At 74.9% G+C, this 16,162-nt stretch carries 12 protein-coding genes and 1 pseudogene; 5 read left to right on the forward strand and 8 right to left on the reverse strand.

Features of this window, described 5'->3' with window-relative positions:
• Positions 1-83 precede the first annotated feature (83 nt).
• Both RZ50_RS16155 and RZ50_RS16160 read right to left on the reverse strand, forming a co-directional pair.
• Positions 84-2,429, reverse strand: a complete 2,346-nt coding sequence (locus RZ50_RS16155; RefSeq protein WP_196949619.1) for a DUF5682 family protein — start codon at positions 2,427-2,429, stop codon at positions 84-86.
• Entirely contained in the window at positions 2,426-3,508 is a 1,083-nt protein-coding gene (locus RZ50_RS16160; RefSeq protein WP_196949620.1) for an AAA family ATPase, read from the reverse strand. Before RZ50_RS16160 ends, RZ50_RS16155 begins: the two co-directional genes overlap by 4 nt.
• Positions 3,509-3,687: 179 nt before the next feature.
• On the opposite strand from RZ50_RS16160, the gene RZ50_RS16165 reads away from it, so the two are divergent.
• On the forward strand, positions 3,688-4,986 hold the full coding sequence (locus RZ50_RS16165) for an SWIM zinc finger family protein (RefSeq protein ID WP_217680566.1): 1,299 nt from the start codon (positions 3,688-3,690) through the stop codon (positions 4,984-4,986).
• A 146-nt stretch (positions 4,987-5,132) separates the two neighbouring features.
• Positions 5,133-6,752, forward strand: coding sequence for a DUF5691 domain-containing protein (locus RZ50_RS16170; protein ID WP_217680567.1), 1,620 nt, complete (start codon positions 5,133-5,135; stop codon positions 6,750-6,752).
• A gap of 92 nt (positions 6,753-6,844) precedes the next feature.
• Here the strand turns inward: RZ50_RS16170 and RZ50_RS16175 are convergent, their stop codons facing one another.
• A complete protein-coding gene (locus tag RZ50_RS16175) occupies positions 6,845-7,249 on the reverse strand; it encodes a cobalamin B12-binding domain-containing protein (RefSeq protein ID WP_196947152.1) in 405 nt (134 codons plus the stop codon).
• A gap of 327 nt (positions 7,250-7,576) precedes the next feature.
• Between RZ50_RS16175 and RZ50_RS16180 the strand changes: the two genes are divergently transcribed.
• Entirely contained in the window at positions 7,577-8,389 is an 813-nt protein-coding gene (locus tag RZ50_RS16180) for a M23 family metallopeptidase (protein WP_196947151.1), read from the forward strand.
• Positions 8,390-8,410: 21 nt separating this feature from the next.
• Here RZ50_RS16180 and pcrA read toward each other — a convergent pair whose 3' ends face one another.
• From pcrA to RZ50_RS16195, 3 genes are all read right to left on the reverse strand, one after another.
• Positions 8,411-11,044 (reverse strand): DNA helicase PcrA, encoded by a 2,634-nt coding sequence (gene pcrA / locus RZ50_RS16185; protein WP_196947150.1) that lies wholly within the window; start codon positions 11,042-11,044, stop codon positions 8,411-8,413.
• A 124-nt stretch (positions 11,045-11,168) separates the two neighbouring features.
• Positions 11,169-11,846, reverse strand: a complete 678-nt coding sequence (locus tag RZ50_RS16190) for a response regulator transcription factor (protein WP_196947149.1) — start codon at positions 11,844-11,846, stop codon at positions 11,169-11,171.
• The gene (locus RZ50_RS16195) at positions 11,839-13,185 is read right to left on the reverse strand and encodes a PspC domain-containing protein (RefSeq protein ID WP_308271809.1); all 1,347 of its coding nucleotides are present in this window, start codon (positions 13,183-13,185) and stop codon (positions 11,839-11,841) included. The genes RZ50_RS16190 and RZ50_RS16195 overlap by 8 nt, the downstream gene beginning before the upstream one ends.
• A 262-nt stretch (positions 13,186-13,447) precedes the next feature.
• On the opposite strand from RZ50_RS16195, the gene RZ50_RS16200 reads away from it, so the two are divergent.
• Together RZ50_RS16200 and RZ50_RS16205 are read left to right on the forward strand one after the other, a co-directional pair.
• A complete protein-coding gene (locus RZ50_RS16200) occupies positions 13,448-14,839 on the forward strand; it encodes a PspC domain-containing protein (RefSeq protein ID WP_196947147.1) in 1,392 nt (463 codons plus the stop codon).
• Positions 14,836-15,045 (forward strand): hypothetical protein, encoded by a 210-nt coding sequence (locus tag RZ50_RS16205; protein ID WP_196947146.1) that lies wholly within the window; start codon positions 14,836-14,838, stop codon positions 15,043-15,045. Before RZ50_RS16200 ends, RZ50_RS16205 begins: the two co-directional genes overlap by 4 nt.
• 40 nt (positions 15,046-15,085) lie before the next feature.
• Here RZ50_RS16205 and RZ50_RS29220 read toward each other — a convergent pair whose 3' ends face one another.
• On the reverse strand, positions 15,086-15,574 hold the full coding sequence (locus tag RZ50_RS29220; RefSeq protein ID WP_374199954.1) for a ubiquinol-cytochrome c reductase iron-sulfur subunit: 489 nt from the start codon (positions 15,572-15,574) through the stop codon (positions 15,086-15,088).
• 6 nt (positions 15,575-15,580) lie between these two features.
• A pseudogene (locus tag RZ50_RS29225) lies at positions 15,581-16,105 on the reverse strand (DoxX family membrane protein); the annotation flags it as partial.
• Positions 16,106-16,162 lie beyond the last annotated feature (57 nt).

Here is a 16,162-nt window from a genome sequence, read left to right on the forward strand (position 1 = left end):
GGGTGTCGTGGCGGTTCGGGTGTCGCTGCGGCTCGGGTGTCGCGGCGGCTCCGGTGTCGCTGCGGCTCGGGTGTCGCCGTGGTTCAGGTGTTGCGGCCCACGGCCTGGCGGGGGATCTTCGGGCGGACGCCGAGCAGCAGGGCCACCACCGGGACGGCGGCGTCGGCGCGGGCCCGGTCGAGCTCGCCTGACGCCTCGGGCGCCACCGTGGCCGCGCCGAGCGGACCGGCCGCGACCCGGCCGCCGATGGTGGTGCGCACGCCCGCCTCCAGCCCGGCGAAGGTGCGGCGCAGCAGCGGCAGGACGTCGATGAACACCTCGCCGCTGACGCCGCTCAACCACTCGTCCAGCAGGGCGAGCAACCGGGGGTCGTGCAGCAGCAGGGCGCCGCCGCCGGCGAGGAAGCCCTCGACCCAACCGGCCGCGTCCGCAGGGGCGTTGGCAATGGACAGCACCAGCCGCAGCCGTCGGCCGGCCTCCTCGGAGTCGAGCCTGCCGTCGTCCAGCAGCAACCGAACGGCACGGCCGCGCAGCAGGCCGGGGGCACCGGTGGCCGGTCCTCCGGCGGGCTCGCGGCGGGCCAGCGAGTGCAGGGCGGCGGCCCAGCGCCCGGCCAGGCCGTCCGCGCCGGCGGCGGTGCCTGTGCCTGTGCCTGTGCCTGTGCCTGTGCCTGTGCCGCCGGAGTCGAGCAGGGCGATCGCGCCGTGGACCTCGTCGATCCGGCCGCGCATCGCCGCCGCGCCCTCCGCGTCCAACCCGACGCAGGCGGGCGGCAGTCCGACACAGATCCGCTCGGCCAGGCCCGCCGCGGCCTCGGCGAGCGCGCCGTGGTCGGTGCCGCGCACGTCGCCGTAGCGCAGCGCGCGGACCAGCGCGGGCAGCGCGCCCGCGAGGTGGGCGACATCGGTGTCCAGGGCGGCGCAGTCGGCGAGCACCCGCATCACGGCGGGCAGCGCGCCGGACAGCCCGGCCAGCAGGCAGGTCTCCACCAGGCCGGTCAGCTCGGCGAGTTCGACGGCCGCGCGGGCCGCGCTGACGGCCTTGTTGACGGCGGCCTCCTCGACCGTGGTGCCCCACTGGGCGGCCTCGGCGATCCGGACCGCGAACTCGGGCTGCCAGCACAGCCGCCAGCTCTCCCGGAACGTCCCGGTCGAGGCGACCGAGGAGCGGGCGGGCACGCCCCACTCGACGCCCAGCAGCCGCAGCCGGTGCAGCAACCGGGAGCGGGCCGCGTCGGTGTCCTTGCGCAGGTCGAGGTCGATCTCCCTGGGTGCGGCCTCGGGCTTGAGCCGCAGTGAGCGCTGCAGCCGGGTGAGGTCGCGCTGCAGCGGCACCGCCGGTGCGGCGTCCGGGACTTCGCCGAGCGCGTCGCCGACCACCAGGCGGTCCCGGACGAGCTCCAGGGCGACGTCCGAGCCCTCGCAGAGCACCGCGCGCACGGCGTCCAGGGTCTCCGTCAGCCCGGCGAGCGGGCGGCCGCGCAGCACCGCGAGGGTCTCGGCGAGCCGGACCGCCTCGATGACGTGGGCGGAGGAGACCGGGTGGTCCTCGGCGCGCAGCAGCTCGGCGGCCCGGGTGAGCCAGCGCGGCACCGGGTCGCCCTCGGTGGTGAACAGGTGGTGGTACCAGCCGGGCGACTGCACGCCGGCGCCGTAGCCGGTGGACTGGGAGAGTCGGCGGTGCGTCCACGGCACCCAGGTGATGTCGGTCCGCACCTTCTTCGGCAGTTCGGCGAGCAGCGCCCGGTCGTGGGCGACGGTGGGCATCTCCGCCAGCGCGGGGACGTGGAAGGCCCCGCAGACCACGGCGATCCGCCGGTGCCCGGCGCGGCGGGCGGCGCGGATCCGCTGGCGCATGTGCGCCTCGCGCAGCAGGTCCCGGCGGGACTCGCCGAGGCCCTCGGCGCGCAGCGCGGCCATCGCCTCGGCGACGGCGGTGAAGGGCGCCAGCGGGTCCTCGCCGGGGGTGCGGTGCTCGACCACGTCCTCCCACCAGCGCTCCGGGTCGTCGTGCCCGGCGGCCTCGGCCAGCAGCGCCACCGGATCGGCGACGGGCCCGGCCCCGGTCTCGTCGTCGGACTCCTCGGCGGACTCCTCCGGAGCGGGCGCGAAGCCGTACCCGGCGGGCAGGTCGATGAACTGGACCGGCAGGTCGTGCTCCACCGCGTGCCGGATCGCCACCCACTCCGGGGAGAACTCGGCGTACGGCCAGAAGGCCGCCTTCGCCGGGTCGTCCACCGCGTGCGCGAGCAGCGCGACCGGCGGGACGAGGTCCTTCCCGGCAGCGAGGTGGACGATGCCGTCGGCCTCCGGCGGGCCCTCGATCAGCACCGCGTCCGGCTGCCACCGCGTCAGCGCGGCGGCCACCGCCCGGGCCGAGCCGGGGCCGTGGTGCCGGATGCCGAGCAGGGCGACCTCCGAGCTGCTCACGCGCCCACCTCACGGGCGGCCCGGTAGAAGTCCTTCCAGCCGTCGCGCTCGCGCACCACCCCTTCGACGTACTCGCGCCACACCGCCTGGTCCGCGACCGGGTCGCGGACGACCGCGCCGAGGATGCCGGACGTCACGTCCCCGGCGCGCAGCACTCCGTCGCCGAAGTGGGTGGCCAGCGCCAGGCCGTTGGTCACCACCGATATCGCCTCGGCGGTGGAGAGGGTGCCGCTCGGGGTCTTGACCTTCGTCCGGCCGTCCGTCGTGATTCCGGCCCGCAGCTCGCGGAAGACGGTGACCACCCGCCTGATCTCCTCGGCGCCGCCGGGCAGTTCGGGCAGGTCGAGGGAGCGGCCGAGCTGGTTGACCCGGCGGGTGACGATGTCGACCTCCTCGTCCAGCGAGCCCGGCAGCGGCAGCACCACGGTGTTGAACCGGCGGCGCAGCGCGCTGGACAGCTCGTTGACGCCACGGTCGCGGTCGTTGGCGGTGGCGATCACGTTGAAGCCGCGCACGGCCTGCGTCTCGGAGCCCAACTCCGGTATCGGCAAGGTCTTCTCGGACAGGATGGTGATCAGACTGTCCTGCACGTCGGCCGGGATCCGGGTCAGCTCCTCGACCCGGGCGATCTTGCCGTCGGCCATCGCCCGCATCAGCGGCGAGGGCACCAGGGCGTCCCGGCTGGGGCCCTGGGTGAGCAGTCGGGCGTAGTTCCACCCGTACCGGACGGCCTCCTCGGGCGTGCCGGCGGTGCCCTGCACCAGCATCGTGGAGTCGCCGCTGATCGCCGCCGCCAGGTGCTCGGACACCCAGGTCTTCGCGGTGCCGGGCACGCCGAGCAGCAGCAGCGCGCGGTCCGTCGCCAGGGTGGTGACGGCGACCTCCACCACCCGGCGCGGGCCGATGTACTTGGGGGTGATCCGGGTGCCGTCGGGCAGTTCGCCGCCGAGCAGGTAGGTCGCCACGGCCCACGGCGAGAGCTTCCAGCGCTCGGGGCGCGGACGGTCGTCCTGCGCGGCCAGCGCGGCCAGTTCACCGGCGAACGCGTCCTCGGCGTGCTGCCGCAGAACGTCGGTCATGGGGGCTCCTTCGGGTCGGCCGCCGGGGGCACGGGTGCCCTGGCGACAGGGTGATCGGGGGGAGCCAGGTCGGCGTCCCGGCCTGTGGGAACCACCTTGCAACGCCCCACTGACAACGCCCGGCGGGTCGACGGACGGACGGTCGGTCAGTGTCAGTGGTGCCGCCTACGGTCGGTCGCATGGAGGAACGCTGGAGCACCGAACACGTCCTGTCCCTGGCACCTGACGCCACGTCGCAGAAGGCGGCGGGCAAGCTCTCCTCGCCCGCGCCCTGGTCCGGGACGGGCACCGACGGCGCCGCCCTGTGGGGCGAGTGCCGGGGCAGCGGCCGTACGCCGTACCGCACCGTGATCGAACTCGCCACGCCCGCCTACCAGTGCAGCTGCCCCAGCCGGAAGTTCCCGTGCAAGCACGCGCTCGGGCTCCTCCTGCTGTGGAGCGGCTCCCCCGAGGCCGTGCCGTCCGGGGAGCCCGCCGACTGGGCGGCCGACTGGCTCAAGGCCCGTCAGGAGCGTGCCGAGAAGCCCGCGGCCGCCCCGGTCGACCCGGAGGCCGCCCGCCGACGGGCCGAGAAGCGCGGGGCCCGGGTCGCGGCCGGCGCGGCCGAGCTGCGGCTGCGGCTCGCCGACCGGGTCAGGCACGGCCTGGCCGACCAGTCCACCGCCGGGCCCTGGGAGGAGGTCGCCGCCCGCATGGTCGACGCGCAGGCCCCCGGCCTGGCCACCCGGGTCCGGGAGCTCGACGCCCTGCCGCAGGAGCGGCTGCTGGAGGAGTACGCGATGCTGCACCTGCTGGCCACCGCCGCCACCCGGGTCGACGAGCTGCCGCCCGAGCTGGCCGCCACCGTCCGCGCCCGGGTCGGCTACACCCTCGACAACGCCGACGTGCTGGCCGGGCCCACCGTACGGGACCGCTGGCTGGTGCTCGGCAGCCGCGACACTTCGGACGACCGCCTCACCACCCGCCGGGTCTGGCTGCGCGGCGCCAAGACCGGCCGCCCCGCCCTACTGCTCGCCTTCGGCCGCCCCGGCCAGGCCCCCGACCTCGCCCTGCCCACCGGCCACCTGCTGGAGGCCGAACTCGCCTACCACCCCGGCGCCCGCCCGCTGCGCGCCGCCCTCGGCCGCCGCTACGGCGCCCCCGAGCCCGCGCCGGCCGGCCCGCCCGCCGGGCTCACCGTCGCCGAGGCGGTGGCCGGGTACGGCACCGCCGTGGCCGACGACCCGTGGCTGGACAGCTGGCCGACCGTGCTCACCGGCGTCGTCCCGGTCCACACCCCGGACGGCTGGTACCTGACGGACGGCCACCACACCGTGCCGGTGCGCGCCTCGGCCGTGCCGGAGGCGGCGCTGTGGCGGCTGACGGCCGTCTCCACCGGCCGCCCGCTGACCGTCTTCGGCGAGTACGGCCACCAGGGCTTCGCCCCGGTCACCGCCTGGACCGCCGAACACCGCCCGGTCGGCCTCACCACCCCCTGAGGAGTGCCCTGCGGATCTTCGCCGGGCCCGCGACGCTCCCCCGGCCTTCGGGCGGGAGGCGCCCCCGTCCTCCGCCTCGCGATGCCCGCACCCTGACGCCGCGACCTGATCCGACAAGACCCACAAGACACTCCCGAGGAGCGAGAATGACGATCACCCAGGACCCGTGGGACACCCTGCGGACCAGCGCCCTGCTCGGCACCGACCGCCGCCCGCTCCCGGCCACCGCCCTGCCGCTCGCCGACGCCGTGGACCCGTCCGACCCGGCCACCGCCCTGCTGGAGCTGGCCGCCCTGGCCGCCGTCCGCCGCCGGGCCGGTGCACTGCCCGTACCGGCCGCCGAGCCGCCCGGCCCGCCCGCGCCCGAGGACCCGCGCCCGGAGCTGCCGGAGGCCGCCGCCCGCCGGCTCGCCGTACTGCTGACCGGCCGCAGCGGCGGCAGCGGCGGCGGAACCCTGGCCAACCTGGCCGAGCTGCTGCCCCAGTGGCTCGCCACCGCCCGCGCCCGGGGCCTGCGGCCGCCCGCCGCACTGGTGCCCGGCCTGCTCGACGCCGCCCGCGCGCGCAGCGAACTGCGGCCCGACACCGTCGCGTTGGCCGGCCCGCTGGGCCGCTGGCTGGCCGAGCGGAACCCGGACTGGCGGTTCGTGCTGCGCACCACCGCCCCCGAGCCCGCCCCGCCGGCCTCGTCGACGGAGCAGCCGGACGACACCGCCGACCACCGGCCGTGGCACGAGGGCCTGTTCGCCGAGCGGGTCACCCACCTCACCCTGCTGCGGCGCCGCGACCCGGCCGCCGGACTGGAGCTGCTGCGCGGCACCTGGTCCACCGAGCGCGCCGAGGACCGGCTGCTCTTCCTGGACGCCCTGCAGGACGGCCTCTCCCCCGCCGACGAGCCCTTCCTGGAGGCCGCCCTGGCCGACCGCAGCAAGAACGTCCGCGCCACCGCCGCCGAACTGCTCTCCACCCTGCCCGGCTCGGCCCTCGCGGAGCGGATGGCCGAGCGGGCGCGGGCCGCCGTCCGGCTCGCCGACGGCGGCACCCATCTGCTGGTCACCCCGCCCGCCGAGTGCGACGAACGGATGCAGCGCGACGGCATCACGCCCAAGTCCCCCACCGGGCGCGGCGAACGGGCCTGGTGGTTCGGCGAGGTGGTGGCCGCCGCACCGCTCGCGCTCTGGCGGCGGAGCACCGGCCTGACGCCCGAGCAGCTGCTCGGGCTGCGGGTCGGCGACAGCGTGGACGAGACCAGCAGCAGCTGGACCGACGACCTGCGCGAGGCCTGGGCGCGCGCCGCCGTCCGCCAGCACGACGCCGACTGGGCCCGGGCATTGCTCGGCCCGGCCCCGGCGCCGCCCGCCCGCGGCGCCGGCCGGGCCCGCTCCCCGCGGGTCACCGGCGCCCCGGCGAAGCTGCTGGCCGTCCTCCCACCGGAGGAGCGGGCCGTCTGGACGGCCGCCTTCATCGAGGTGCACGGCCTGGGCGAGGCCTTCCAGCTGCTGGGCGCCTGCGCCACCCCGTGGACGCCGCCGCTGTCCACCGCCGTGGTGGCGGCACTGGCCCGGGCCGCCGCGTCCGGCGCGTACCCGTGGAGCCACAGCGGGGTGCTCGGGATGACGGAACGCGCGCTCGCCCCGGAGACGGCCGCCGCCGTCGAGGAGCTGGCCGCCGGGGCCGCCCCCGACTCCGCCTGGTCGGAGACCTTCGCCCGGCTGGCCGGGACGCTCCGCTTCCGGGCCGCGATGCTCGCCGAACTGGCCGGCTGAGGACGGCGGAACGGGCCTGGTACAGCGGAAGGGGCCGGGAACGACGGAGCGGGCCGGTCCACGCCGGACCGGCCCGCTCGAACACCGTCGGATCAGCTGGCCCGCAGGTTGGCCTCGACCCACGCCACCACGTCCCGGGTGGGCGTGCCCGGGGTGAAGATGTCCGCGACGCCCATCGCCTTGAGCTCGGCGATGTCCTCGTCCGGGATGATCCCGCCGCAGAAGACCTTGATGTCCGCCGCGTCGCGCTCCCTGAGCAGCTCCAGCACCCGCGCGCACAGCGTCATGTGGGCGCCGGAGAGGATCGACAGCCCGATGCCGTCCGCGTCCTCCTGGATCGCGGTGTCGACCACCTGCTCGGGCGTCTGGTGCAGCCCGGTGTAGATGACCTCCATACCGGCGTCGCGCAGGGCGCGCGCGATCACCTTGGCGCCACGGTCGTGACCGTCGAGCCCCGGCTTGGCGACCACCACACGGATCGGCCCCGACACACTCATCACTGCCTCCTGGACCTCGTCGTCCACTCCGACCGGACCTCGTGGGCCCACGGGTGCGGTTAACGCTCGATAACCAACCAACCTGAGGGGAGATTAGCGCCACCCGGCCCGGTTGACCGTGCCACCCCCGAAGAGGAGGGCAAAGTCACAGCCCCAGGCCTTGCTACCAGCGGGTATACCCCTCTCCCGCGCAACCTCCGCACAGACCCCCCGACCGCCCCCTTGACAACCGGAGGTTTTTCCGGGGCGTCGGCCTTGCGGCTACAGTCACGGCTGTTTTCCCTCGCCCGACGACGCGCCCGAGGCCCACCGAGGAGGCAGCCCCCGATGGCTCCCGAAGCAGCCGCCCGTCCGACCCGTGCCGAGCTGCGCCTCGCCGCCCGCGAGCAGTCCCGCGCCCAGCGCCGGGGCGCCGCCAAGGCGGCCACCCGCACCGCGCTGCTGCGGGTGGCGCTCCCGTCGGTGGCCGCGCTCGGGGTCGCCGCGGCGGCGGCCGTGTCGGTGCAGGGGCAGACGGACCAGCAGCACGCCGAGGCCGCCGGCCGGGCACCGCGGAGCGCGCCCGACTCCCCGGACGGCGCGACCGCCCGGCAGGCGGCCACCCAGGCCCTGGCGGGCGGCGACCAGACCCAGGCCTCGCGCGGCGACACCCGCCAGCCGCTGGCCGGCACCCAGCCCACCGACGCCCCGGGCGCCCAGCCGACCGCCACCCCGACGGCGCAGCCGACCGTCGAGCCGGCCAAGCCCAAGGTGGTCATGCCGGTCGCCCGGCACGGCCTCGGCGAACTGTTCGGCGAGGCCGGCACCCACTGGGCGAACCGGCACACCGGCATCGACTTCCCGGTGGACGGCGGCTCCGAGGTCTACGCCGTCGCCGACGGCACGATCCGCACCCAGTGGAACCCGTTCTACGGCTACATGTCGATACTGAAGATGGACGACGGCACCGAGGCCTGGTTCTGCCACCTGCGGGCGTACAAGGTGCGCAAGGGCCCGGTGAAGCAGGGCGACGTGATCGCCTTCGTCGGCAGCAGCGGCAACAGCACCGGCCCGCACCTGCACTTCGAGATCCGCCCGCAGGGCAGCGGACCGGTCGACCCGCTGCCCTGGCTCCTCGCGAACGGACTGGACCCCCGTTAGGGCCTGCCCGCCAGGAACCCGCTAGAGCTTCTCCACCGGGGCGTACCGCAGCAGCAACTGCTTGCGCCCCTCGGCACCGAAGTCGACCGTGGCCTGCGCCCGGTCGCCGGCGCCGGTGACGGCCACCACCGTGCCCAGCCCGAAGCTGTCGTGGGTGACCCGGTCGCCGACCGCGAGCGAGGCGACCTCGCGCTCCACGACCCTGCCCGCGCGCCGCGCCGACTGGCCCCAGCCCGCCTTCGGCGAGGCCGAGGAGGAGCCGGAGCCCGAGCCGAACGAGGAGGAGCGCGAACTCCCGCCCCCGGACGAGGACTTGCCCCAGGAGGAGCCCGAGGAGAAGCCCCGCTGGACCGGCGCCTGCGCCGCCCCCGTCCGCTTCCACTCGACCAGCGTCTCCGGGATCTCCTCCAGGAAGCGCGAGGCCGGGTTGTAGGCCGGCTGCCCCCAGGCGCTGCGCAGCACCGAGCGGGTCAGGTACAGCCGCTCGCGGGCCCGGGTGAGCCCCACGTACGCGAGCCGGCGCTCCTCCTCCAGCTCCTTGACCTGGTTGAGCGCCCGCATGTGCGGGAAGATCCCGTCCTCCATGCCGGTCAGGAAGACCACCGGGAACTCCAGGCCCTTGGCGGTGTGCAGGGTCATCATCGTGATGACGCCCTGCCCCTCCTCGTCCTCGTCCGGGATCTGGTCGGAGTCGGCGACCAGCGCGACCCGCTCCAGGAAGTCGGCCAGCGAACCGACCGGCGGCGTGCCCTCCTCCCCGGCGTCCGGCCGCTCGCCCGGGTCCTGCTCGTACTCAAGGGCGACGGACGCGAGCTCCTGGAGGTTCTCCACCCGGGTCTCGTCCTGCGGGTCGGTGGAGGACTGGAGCTCGGCCAGGTACCCCGTCTCCTCCAGGACGGCCTCCAGCACCGCCGCCGGGCCCGCGCCCGACTCGACGACCTGGCGCAGCCCGGCCATCAGGGTGTTGAACTTCCGGACCGCGTTGGCCGAGCGCGCGGCCATCCCGTACGCCTCGTCCACCCGAACCAGCGCCTGGGCGAAGGAGATCCGCTCCCGCGCGGCCAGCGCGTCGATCATCGCCTCGGCCCGGTCGCCGATGCCCCGCTTGGGCACGTTGAGGATCCGGCGCAGCGGCACGGTGTCCTCCGGGTTGGAGAGCACCCGCAGGTAGGCCAGGACGTCCCGGACCTCCTTGCGCTCGTAGAAGCGCACCCCGCCGACCACCTTGTACGGCAGACCGACCCGGATGAACACCTCCTCGAACACCCGGGACTGGGCGTTGGTGCGGTAGAAGATCGCGACGTCGCCGGGCTTGGCCTCGCCCTTGTCGGTGAGCCGGTCGATCTCGTCGGCGATGAACTGGGCCTCGCCGTGCTCGTCGTCCGCGACGTAGCCGATCACCTTCTCGCCGTGCTCGCCGGCCGTCCAGAGCTTCTTCTCGCGGCGGTTGGCGTTGCGCTCGATGACGGCGTTGGCGGCGCTCAGGATGGTCTGCGTGGAGCGGTAGTTCTGCTCCAGCAGGATCGTGGTCGCGTTCGGGTAGTCCTCCTCGAACTGGAGGATGTTGCGGATGGTCGCGCCGCGGAAGGCGTAGATCGACTGGTCCGCGTCACCGACCACGCACAGCTCGGCCGGCGGCACCTCGGCCAGGCGCCCGGCCGCCGGGTTCACGAAGTCGCCGTCCGCGGTGCGCTTCGGCGCGGCCGCGACGGACCCCCCGCTCAGCTCCCGCACCAGCATGTACTGGGCGTGGTTGGTGTCCTGGTACTCGTCGACCAGGATGTGCCGGAACCGGCGCCGGTAGTGCTCGGCGACGTCGGGGAAGGCCTGCAGCAGGTTCACCGTCGTCATGATGATGTCGTCGAAGTCCAGCGCGTTGGCCTCGCGCAGCCGCCGCTGGTACAGCGCGTACGCCTCGGCGAGCTTCTTCTCCATCGGGTTGGCGGCCTGGTCGGCGAAGGTCTCCTCGTCGATCAGCTCGTTCTTGAGGTTGCTGATCTTCGCCGTGAAGGACTTCGGCGGGAACTGCTTCGGGTCCAGGTCGAGGTCCCGGCAGACCAGCGACATCAGCCGCTGCGAGTCGGCCGAGTCGTAGATCGAGAAGCTGGAGGTGAAGCCCAGCTGCTTGGACTCCCGGCGCAGGATCCGCACGCAGGCGCTGTGGAAGGTGGACACCCACATCGCCCGGGCGCGCGGGCCGACCAGCGCCTCGACGCGCTCGCGCATCTCGCCGGCCGCCTTGTTGGTGAAGGTGATCGCCAGGATCTCGCCCGGCTGCACGCCGCGGGCGCCCAGCAGGTGGGCGATCCGGTGGGTCAGCACCCGGGTCTTGCCGGAGCCGGCGCCGGCGACGATCAGCAGCGGCGAGCCGGCGTGCAGCACCGCCTCGCGCTGCGGGTCGTTCATCCCCTCCAGCAGCTGTGCCGGATCCACCACGGTACGGGCGGCGCCGTTGCGGTGCCAGGCGTCCCGCTCGGTCTCGGCGGCGTGGTCGGTCTGGAACAGCCCGTCCGGGATGGCCTCCTCGTACGCGTCGTACGGAACGTCGTCCTCGTACGGCGGAGGCTCCTCGTCGATGGGCGCGGCGGGCTGCTTCGACCCGGCGGCTGGTGCCTCGAAACCGGGGAGCGGAAGGTCGTCAAAGAGGCTACTCATGGCAATGACGAGTCTATGGCCACCCACGGACAAGCCCGCCCGGCCGGAGGGAATCCGGCCGGGCGGGCTCGGCGGTCGACCGCGGGCCCGGACCAAGCCGCGGGCTCAGACCCAGGCCGCAGGCTCAGACCAGGCGGCGGGCGGTGGCCCAGCGGGTGAGCTCGTGGCGGTTGCTGAGCTGGAGCTTGCGCAGCACGGCGGAGACGTGGCTCTCGACCGTCTTCACCGAGATGAACAGCTGCTTGGCGATCTCCTTGTACGCGTAGCCGCGGGCGATCAGCCGCAGCACCTCGCGCTCGCGCTGGGTCAGCCGGTCGAGGTCCTCGTCCACCGGCGGGGTGTCGGTGGCGGCGAAGGCGTCCAGTACGAAACCGGCCAGCCGGGGCGAGAAGACCGCGTCGCCGTCGGCGATCCGGAAGACCGCGTCGACCAGGTCGGTGCCGGTGATGGTCTTGGTGACGTAGCCGCGCGCGCCGCCGCGGATCACGCCGATGACGTCCTCGGCAGCGTCCGACACGGACAGCGCCAGGAACTTGACCCCTCCCTGCTCGCCCATCACCCCGACGGAGCGGCGCAGCACCTCGACGCCACCGCCACCGGGCAGGTGGACGTCGAGCAGCACCACGTCCGGCCTGGTCTCGGCGACCACGCGGACCGCCGAGTCCACGTCGTCGGCCTCGCCGACCACGTCGATGCCGGTCACCTCGGTGCGGCCGATCTCGGCCCTGACCCCCGTCCGGAACATCCGGTGGTCGTCCACCAGCACGACCCTGGCCCTGCGCTCCGGCCCTGCCTCAGTCATTCGTTCTCTCCATCTCCAGCTCGACCTCGGTGCCGCCGCCCGCCGCCGGCCGCACCCGGGCGGTGCCACCGTTGCGCTTCATCCGGCCCATGATCGACTCCCGTACGCCCATCCGGTCCTCGGGCACCGTGTCGGGGTCGAAGCCGGGGCCGTGGTCGCGGACGAACACCGACACCGTCCTCCCCTCCACCTCGGCGTAGACCTGGACCGGTCCCCCGCCACCGTACTTGGCCGCGTTGACGGTCGCCTCCCTCGCGGCCTGCATCTGTGCCGCGATCCTCTCGTCCATCGGGCAGTCGCCGACGATCACCAGCTCGACCGGGACGCCGTGCCGGTCCTCGACCTCGGCGACGACGGCGCGCAGGGTCTCCGCCATGGTGTCCGGCGCGGCCTCGGCGGCGGCCTCCGGACGGTACAGCCACAGCCGCAGCTCGCGCTCCTGGGAGCGCGCCAGCCGCAGCACCTCCTTGGGGTCCTCGGCCCGGCGCTGGATCAGGGTCAGGGTGTGCAGCACCGAGTCGTGGATGTGCGCGGCGATCTCGGCGCGCTCCTGGGCGCGGATGCGGGCGGTGCGCTCGGCGCCGAGGTCCTGCCACAGCCGCAGGCCGTACGGGCCGACCAGGACCAGCACCCCGGCCAGCACCGCGATCGAGGCCTCGACCACCGAGCCGAGCGCGGAGCCGCTGCCCTGCATGGCGAGCAGTGCGATGGTGCCGGCCACCGCGAGCAGCACGCCGACGCCGACCCGGGTGTAGGCGCCGCGCCGCTTCTCGCCCTCGATCCCGAACCAGCGCTGCCAGCGCGAGTCGTCGGCCTGCCGCCAGACCAGCGCGACGCCGACGCCGATCGCCAGCAGCGGCCAGGTGTAGGACTTGGCGGTCTGCCAGCCCAGCACGTTGAGCAGGGCGATCACGCCGATCACGACCATGACCAGGGCGGCGAGCTGGCCGAGGCCGCCCTGGTCGTCCTTGGCGGCGGGCCGGGCGGCCTCCGCGGAGCCGCCCTCCTCCGCGGACGCGGGCGCGGTGGCCGGCTCGCCCTGGAGGGTGCTCTGGAGCAGCTCCCTCAGGCGCCCGACCCAGCCGCCGCCCGCCTTGCTCAGCGGCGTGCCCGGCCGCAGCCACGGCGAGGTCGGGATGTAGACGCCGTTGACGTTCACCCAGTGCGTGCCGCCGCGCTGCGAGGGCTCGCCGATGCCGATCGGCACCACGAACCAGAACGCGGCGTACAGCAGCGCGCCGATCCCCTGCGCGAAGAACAGCAGCACGAAGGCGATCCGCACCCACCGGACCGGCAGCCCGAGGTGCACCGCCAGGCCGTGCGCGACGCCGCCCAGCACCCGCCCCCGCGGACTGCGGTAGAGCCGGCGGTACGGCGGCCGCCCGCCGTCGGGCGCGGTCGGGTCGCCGCCGCCCGACGGCGCGGCGTCGGGGGCGAGGGGTCGGGGGTCGGAACCGGGTGCTGCCACGCCACGATGGTTCCACGCGGGCACGTGCGGGCGCATCAGGGTGTCGCCCTGACGCTTATCAGGGACAAGTCAGGGTACGAGCAGGGCCGTACCCGGTTGGGCCCGCCCATCCCCTGCCGGAAGGATGGTGTCCATGACCGAGGACCACCGCATCCAGGAGGCCGGGCCCGCCGCCCCGCCGGAACCTGACCGCCCGTCGCTCACCAGGGCCGAGCACCACCGCGTGGTGGCCGGCGTCTGCGGCGGCCTCGGGCGGCATCTGGACATCGACCCGGTGGTCTTCCGGGTGGTCATCGTGGTGCTCTGCATCTCCGGCGGCCTCGGGCTGTTCCTGTACGGCCTGGCCTGGCTGATCGTCCCGACCGAGGGCAGCGCCGACGGCAAGGGCCGCGGCGGCCGCACCGAGCTCCAGCGGGTGCTCACCGGCCGGGTCGACGGCCAGTCCGTCGGCGCGGTGCTGCTGACGGTGATCGGCACCGGGGTGTTCTTCTCCTCGATGGGCAACGGCGACCAGCTGTTCCCGCTGCTGCTGCTCGGCGCCCTGGTCTTCCTGGCGGTGCGCTACGACCCGGACCGCCGCCGCGGCCGGGCCCGCGGGCGCCGGCACGGCGGCCCGTACGACCGCCACTTCCCCGAGTCCGACGCCTACCGCTGGCCGCGCCCGCCGGAGGACGAGGCCGCGCGCGCCCAGCGCGCCGCCGACTCCCCCGCGCCCGGCGCGAGCGGCTACCTCTGGGACCCCCGCCACCCCGAGCGCAACCCGTACGGCGCCGACGCCCCGGCCGCCCCCACCCCGGCCCCGCCGGCCGGCGGCCCGGCGCAGCCCTGGTGGCAGCGCCCCGACCTGCCGGAGGGCGACCCGCTGCGCAAGGAGCGCCCGGAGGGGCGGCGCGAGCCGGCCGTCGTGCGGCGCCCCCGGGAGCGGTCGGCGCTCGGCTTCTTCGGCTTCCTGCTGGCGATCGGTGCGGCCACCGCGGTCTGGTCCGCCTCGGTCGGCCACACCAACCCCACCAGGCTGAGCACCGTCGTGACGGCCACCGGCCTGCTGGTGATCGGTCTGACCCTGCTGGTCGCCGCGAAGTTCGGCAAGGCCCGCAAGCTCGCGGTGCTGGGCCTGCTGCTCACCCTGGCGCTGGCCTTCGTCGGCCGCACGCCGACCTCGGTGCAGGACGCCATCGGCCAGCGCGACTGGACGGTCGCCACGGCGACGGACCTGAAGGACCGTTACAACCTCGGCGCCGGGGACATCCGACTGGACCTGTCCGGGCTGGACCCGGCCGGGGCCACCCTGGCCACCAAGGTCGACCTCGGTGCCGGCCAGATCACCGTCACCCTGCCCCCGGACGTCACGGTCAACCTGGTGGCCAGGGTCGGGCTCGGCGACGTCTCCATCCCCGGTGAGCGCAGCGACAGCACCGGGCGGCACACCTACCTGTTGAACCCCGTCGGGGGGCAGGCATCCAAGGGCACGCTCGACCTCCAACTCGGGATCGGGCTCGGCAGCATCAAGGTGGTCCAGCAGTGAGGAAGCACCGGCTCGACCTGTTCTCGCTGATCGCGGGCGGACTGTTCACCGTGATCGCCGTGCTCTACCTGGTGGCGGCGCTCAACGACCGCACGGTGAACGGGCGGATCATCGTCCCGGTCGCCTTCATCGTGCTCGGCGTCGGCGGCCTGGCCGGCGCGGTCGCGGCGGTCGCCCGGCGCGGCCGGACCGACCGCGACGACTAGGGCGTGGACGAGCAGGCCCCGAACAAACAGGCCCCGGCGCTCAGCTCTGCAACGGGCCCAGGGTCAGCCTGTCCCCGTCCTTGCTGACGGTGTACTTCGGCAGCGGCTTGACCGCCGGCCCGTTGACCACCGCGCCGGTCGCGGCGTCGAAGCGGGAGCCGTGGCAGGGGCAGTACAGCTGGCCGTTCTTCGGCGCGTCCACCGCGCAGCCGGAGTGGGTGCACACCGAGGAGAGGGCGCAGTACTGCCCCGCCTTGGGCTGCACGATGTAGACGGCGTCCCCGGTGGCCGGGTCCTTGACCTGGGCCGATCCGCCGACCGCCACGCTCGCCGCGGACACCGAGGGGGCGGCCGGCGCCGGGGTGGTGGGGGCCGGGGCCGTGGACTGCTTGCCGGCGGGCTGCTTGTCCCGCCCGAAGGTGCGGGTCAGCGAGCCGGTCAGCAGGCCTGCGCCGCCGATCGCGACCGCCGCGATCCCGCCGTCCACCAGCGACCGGCGCCTGACGTGCTCCTCCTTCAGCCCGCGCACCCGGTCCCGCTCGGCCCGGCGGGCCAGGTAGCCGTCCACCGACAGGTAGGGCGTGCCGGCCAGCAGCAGCGGCGTCCAGGCCATCAGGTAGCCGAGGTCGTTGCCGAGGTAGTACGGCGAGACGCTCCAGCTGACGGTCAGCCAGAGGCTCAGGTTGAGCAGCGCGCCGCCGAGCGCCGAGACCCGGCCCCACAGACCGAGCAGGGTGCCGAGGCCGACCGCCAGTTCACCGAAGGCGACGGCGAGCGCGAACAGCGTCGGGTGGTCGAGGGCCACCCCGAGCAGGAAGGAGATCGGGCTGTCGGCCCTGACGGCCTGGGTCTGCGAGACGAAGGAGGCCGGGTCGCCCGCACCGGCCAGGTAGTGCGCGTCGGAGAGCTTGTCCAGGGCGGCGTAGACGAAGGTGACGCCGAGGAACAGTCGCAGCGGCAGCAGCGCGTACCGGGACGCGAGCGCCCTCAGCCACGCCGCCCGGTCGGCCGGGCCGGGCACTCCCCCGTGGACCGCCGCGGAGTTGCTGGCCTCCGACATCCCTCACACCTTCCCTCGCCGCCTGCCACTCCCTGACAGGTCCGGTCCGCATTCTGC

Origin of the sequence: Kitasatospora sp. SUK 42, from assembly GCF_015776785.2 — a bacterium.
Classification (GTDB): Bacteria; Actinomycetota; Actinomycetes; order Streptomycetales; family Streptomycetaceae; genus Kitasatospora.